Below are 5,490 nucleotides of genomic sequence, written 5' to 3' on the forward strand. Positions count from 1 at the left end.
CCCCCCAAAGAAAAACCGTGGCAGCGACCTACTCTCCCACCCCACCACAGGGCAGTACCATCAGCGCAAGGAGACTTAACGACCGGGTTCGAAATGAGACCGAGTGTGACCCTCCTGCCAAAACCACCACGGAAACCAACACCCACAACCACCACTCAACCCCAACCCACAGGGGAACAGCAGCCACGAGCAAGCTTCGTGAACAAATATGCGCGAGCACCCAATTATCTGCAGCGGACAAGCCCTCGGCCTATTAGTACCGGTCAGCTCCACCCCTCACAAGGCTTCCACACCCGGCCTATCAACCCCGTCGTCTACAGGGGGCCTTACCCTCTCAAAGGAGGCAGGAGACCTCATCTCGAAGCAAGCTTCCCGCTTAGATGCTTTCAGCGGTTATCTCTCCCGAACGTAGCAAACCAGCCATGCCCTTGGCAGAACAACTGGCACACCAGAGGTTCGTCCGTCCCGGTCCTCTCGTACTAGGGACAGCCCTTCTCAAGTCTCCAACGCGCACAGCGGATAGGGACCGAACTGTCTCACGACGTTCTAAACCCAGCTCGCGTGCCGCTTTAATGGGCGAACAGCCCAACCCTTGGGACCAACTACAGCCCCAGGATGCGACGAGCCGACATCGAGGTGCCAAACCATCCCGTCGATATGGACTCTTGGGGAAGATCAGCCTGTTATCCCCGGGGTACCTTTTAGCCGTTGAGCGACACCGCTTCCACACGCCGGTGCCGGATCACTAGTCCCAGCTTTCGCTCCTGCTCGACACGTCCGTCTCACAGTCAAGCTCCCTTGTGCACTTACACTCAACACCTGATTACCAACCAGGCTGAGGGAACCTTTGGGCGCCTCCGTTACTCTTTAGGAGGCAACCGCCCCAGTTAAACTACCCACCAGACACTGTCCCCGAACCGGATCACGGTCCAAAGTTAGATGCCCGAAACAGTCAGAGTGGTATTTCACCAACGCCTCCACCACCACTAGCGTGGCAGTATCAACGGCTCCCACCTATCCTACACAAACCATCCCAAACACCAATGTCAAGCTATAGTGAAGGTCCCGGGGTCTTTCCGTCCTGCTGCGCGAAACGAGCATCTTTACTCGTAGTGCAATTTCACCGGGCCCATGGTTGAGACAGTGGGGAAGTCGTTACGCCATTCGTGCAGGTCGGAACTTACCCGACAAGGAATTTCGCTACCTTAGGATGGTTATAGTTACCACCGCCGTTTACTGGCGCTTAGATTCCTAGCTTCGCGGGCCAAAACCCACTAACCAGTCCTCTTAACGTTCCAGCACCGGGCAGGCGTCAGTCCGTATACAGCGTCTTACGACTTCGCACGGACCTGTGTTTTTAATAAACAGTCGCTTCCCCCCGCTATCTGCGACCCCACCCAGCTCAAGACGCAAAGGTCCATCACCAGACAGGGCTCCCCTTCTCCCAAAGTTACGGGGACAATTTGCCGAGTTCCTTAACCATGGTTCACCCGAACGCCTCGGTATTCTCTACCTGACCACCTGCGTCGGTTTAGGGTACTGGCCACACACGAACTCGCTAGAGGCTTTTCTCGACAGCATGGGATCACTCACTTCACCAAAAACGGCTCGGCATCACGTCTCAGCCACCACGGTGTGCGGATTTGCCTACACACCGGCCTACACGCTTACCCCCGGACAACCACCGCCGGGTAGAGCTACCCTCCTGCGTCACCCCATCACTTACCTACTACCAAATCGGATCCCAGACCGGTCCACAGGCCCTCCCCGAAGGGAGTGCCAAGAACCAGCGTGGTTAGCATCAAAGGCCTCAGTACTGGACGCTCGTGCACGGGTACGGGAATATCAACCCGTTATCCATCGACTACGCCTGTCGGCCTCGCCTTAGGTCCAGACTCACCCTGGGCGGATTAACCTGCCCCAGGAACCCTTAGTCAATCGGCGGCAACGTTTCTCACGCTGCTCTCGCTACTCATGCCTGCATTCTCACTCGCACACCCTCCACCACACGATCACTCGGCAGCTTCTGTGGATGCACGACGCTCCCCTACCAACCCCGAGAAAACTCGGAGCTTCACAGCTTCGGCGGTGTACTTCAGCCCCGCTACATTATCGGCGCAGAACCACTTGACCAGTGAGCTATTACGCACTCTTTAAAGGATGGCTGCTTCTAAGCCAACCTCCTGGTTGTCTGGGCAACTCCACAACCTTTCCCACTTAGCACACGCTTAGGGGCCTTAGCTGATGATCTGGGCTGTTTCCCTCTCGACTACGAAGCTTATCCCCCGCAGTCTCACTGCCACGCTTCACTTCACCGGCATTCGGAGTTTGTCTGACGTCAGTAACCTGGTCGGGCCCATCAGCCAAACAGTAGCTCTACCTCCAGCAAGAAACACGTGACGCTGCACCTAAATGCATTTCGGGGAGAACCAGCTATCACGGAGTTTGATTGGCCTTTCACCCCTACCCACACCTCATCCCCCAGATTTTCAACTCTGGTGGGTTCGGGCCTCCACGAGGTCTTACCCCCGCTTCACCCTGGACATGGGTAGATCACTCCGCTTCGGGTCCACAGCATGCGACTCCAACGCCCTATTCAGACTCGGTTTCCCTACGGCTACCCCACCCGGGTTAACCTCGCCACACACCATGACTCGCAGGCTCATTCTTCAAAAGGCACGCCATCACCAAAGACCAGCTTCAGCTCTGACGGCTTGACAGCACACGGTTTCAGGTACTATTTCACGACCCCTCACCGGGGCACTTTTCACCTTTCCCTCACGGTACTAGTGCACTATCGGTCATCAGGACGTATTTTGGCTTAGCAGGTGGTCCTGCCAGATTCACACGGAATTTCTCGGGCTCCGCGCTACTCGGGAACACACCAACACCTAGACTCTTCCTTCACCTACGGGACTCTCACCCACTCCGGTACCGCTTCCCAACGGATTCAGCTAGAAGAACCATCAGCGCTCCGGGCCGACAGACCCGAAAAGATGCACCCCACAACCCCGCACACGCAACGACTGTCGTCTATCACACGCATACGGTTTAGCCTCATCCCCGTTCGCTCACCACTACTAAGAGAATCACTGTTGTTTACTCTTCCTACGGGTACTGAGATGTTTCACTTCCCCGCGTCACCACCAACTACCCTATACATTCAGGTAGCGGCAACCCGACACAACTCGGGCTAGGTTTCCCCATTCGGACACCCGCGGATCAAAGCTCGGTTGACAGCTCCCCGCGGCCTATCGTGGCCTCCCACGTCCTTCATCGGCGCCTGATGCCAAGGCATCCACCGTGTGCCACTATCACTTGGCCACTACAGATAATAAGATGCTCGCGCACACTATTCACAAATCAAAACACCAACCACAAACTCCCCTACCTCAAACCGCCCCAAGGCCCCGAAGGACCACCAGAGGCGGGAGTTACCGGAGGTGGCAAGAGGGAAACCAACCACACAGGTTGCTTCCTCAGACACCCAACAGCGCGCCCCCCGACGCTTCTAGACCGCCGGAGGAAAAGTCCAATTTTCTTCAGCCACTCCCGAACAGGAGAACCACCAGGGCTCCCACCGTCGGGTCCACTTCCGAGTCCGACCAGCCATAGGAAAAAGCTGATCTGAAAAAGACTCCTTAGAAAGGAGGTGATCCAGCCGCACCTTCCGGTACGGCTACCTTGTTACGACTTCGTCCCAATCGCCAGCCCCACCTTCACTCATTCCCTCCCACAAGGGGTTAGGCCACAAGTTTCGGGTGTTGCCGACTTTCATGACGTGACGGGCGGTGTGTACAAGGCCCGGGAACGTATTCACCGCGGCGTTGCTGATCCGCGATTACTAGCGACTCCACCTTCATGGGGTCGAGTTGCAGACCCCAATCCGAACTGAGACCGGCTTTAAGGGATTCGCTCCACCTTACGGTATCGCACGCCCATTGTACCGGCCATTGTAGCATGTTTGCAGCCCAAGACATAAGGGGCATGATGACTTGACGTCGTCCCCACCTTCCTCCGAGTTGACCCCGGCAGTCTCCCATGAGTCCCCACCACTACGTGCTGGCAACATGGAATAAGGGTTGCGCTCGTTGCGGGACTTAACCCAACATCTCACGACACGAGCTGACGACAGCCATGCACCACCTGTCACCCACCAACTAAATGACCCTGTATCTCTACAGGTCCACGGGTGATGTCAAACCTTGGTAAGGTTCTTCGCGTTGCGTCGAATTAAGCAACATGCTCCGCCGCTTGTGCGGGCCCCCGTCAATTCCTTTGAGTTTTAGCCTTGCGGCCGTACTCCCCAGGCGGGGCGCTTAATGCGTTAGCTACGGCGCGGAAACCGTGGAAAGTCCCCACACCTAGCGCCCAACGTTTACGGCATGGACTACCAGGGTATCTAATCCTGTTCGCTCCCCATGCTTTCGCTCCTCAGCGTCAGGTAAGGCCCAGAGACCCGCCTTCGCCACCGGTGTTCCTCCTGATATCTGCGCATTTCACCGCTACACCAGGAATTCCAGTCTCCCCTACCTACCTCTAGCGTGCCCGTATCCACTGCCAAACCGGAGTTAAGCCCCGGTCTTTCACAGCAGACGCGACACGCCGCCTACGAGCTCTTTACGCCCAATAATTCCGGACAACGCTCGGACCCTACGTATTACCGCGGCTGCTGGCACGTAGTTAGCCGGTCCTTATTCCCCACCTACCGTCAACCCCGGGAGAACCCGGAGCCTGCGTTGATGGTAAAAGAGGTTTACAACCCGAAGGCCGTCATCCCCCACGCGGCGTCGCTGCATCAGGCTTTCGCCCATTGTGCAATATTCCCCACTGCTGCCTCCCGTAGGAGTCTGGGCCGTGTCTCAGTCCCAGTGTGGCCGGTCGCCCTCTCAGGCCGGCTACCCGTAATCGCCTTGGTAGGCCTTTACCCCACCAACAAGCTGATAGGCCGCGAGCCCATCCCTGACCGAAAAAACTTTCCACACACACGCCATGAGACGGTGTGTCGTATCCGGTATTAGACGGCGTTTCCACCGCTTATCCCAGAGTCAGGGGCAGGTTGCTCACGTGTTACTCACCCGTTCGCCGCTCGTGTACCCCGAAGGGCCTTACCGCTCGACTTGCATGTGTTAAGCACGCCGCCAGCGTTCGTCCTGAGCCAGGATCAAACTCTCCATAAAGGTCCAACAACCCATCCCGGCGACCCGCAAAGGGGTGCAGCCTGGGGTGGGCAAACCTAGAAGAAATCCTGACCAACCAACTCGCGTTGGTTAATCAAAGGAACCCTACGCACCTACGGTGCGTCGGGGCCAAAACAAACATGGCTTAAAGAAAATCAAACACGCGCTGTTGAGTTCTCAAGAAACAATCACTCTTCCCGTACAAGCGCCTGAACTCTCGCCCTGGCTGCTCTTCCGTGGAAGGCGTCTGCGTTTCCGCTTCTTTGTGTTCTTTACTTTATCAGGTGTTCCGCACCCCGCCAAATCGGCG

3 rRNA genes are annotated in these 5,490 nt (G+C 56.8%); all 3 read right to left on the bottom strand.

Annotation, left to right across the window (positions count from 1 at the left end):
• Positions 1 to 15 precede the first annotated feature (15 nt).
• A 5S ribosomal RNA gene (gene rrf / locus ACYVD1_RS34230) occupies positions 16 to 131 on the bottom strand.
• Positions 132 to 232: 101 nt separating this feature from the next.
• A 23S ribosomal RNA gene (locus ACYVD1_RS34235) occupies positions 233 to 3,325 on the bottom strand.
• 320 nt (positions 3,326 to 3,645) lie between these two features.
• A 16S ribosomal RNA gene (locus ACYVD1_RS34240) occupies positions 3,646 to 5,180 on the bottom strand.
• The 16S, 23S and 5S rRNA genes sit together here, the layout of an rRNA operon.
• Positions 5,181 to 5,490 lie beyond the last annotated feature (310 nt).

This window comes from Nocardiopsis nanhaiensis, from assembly GCF_054778635.1.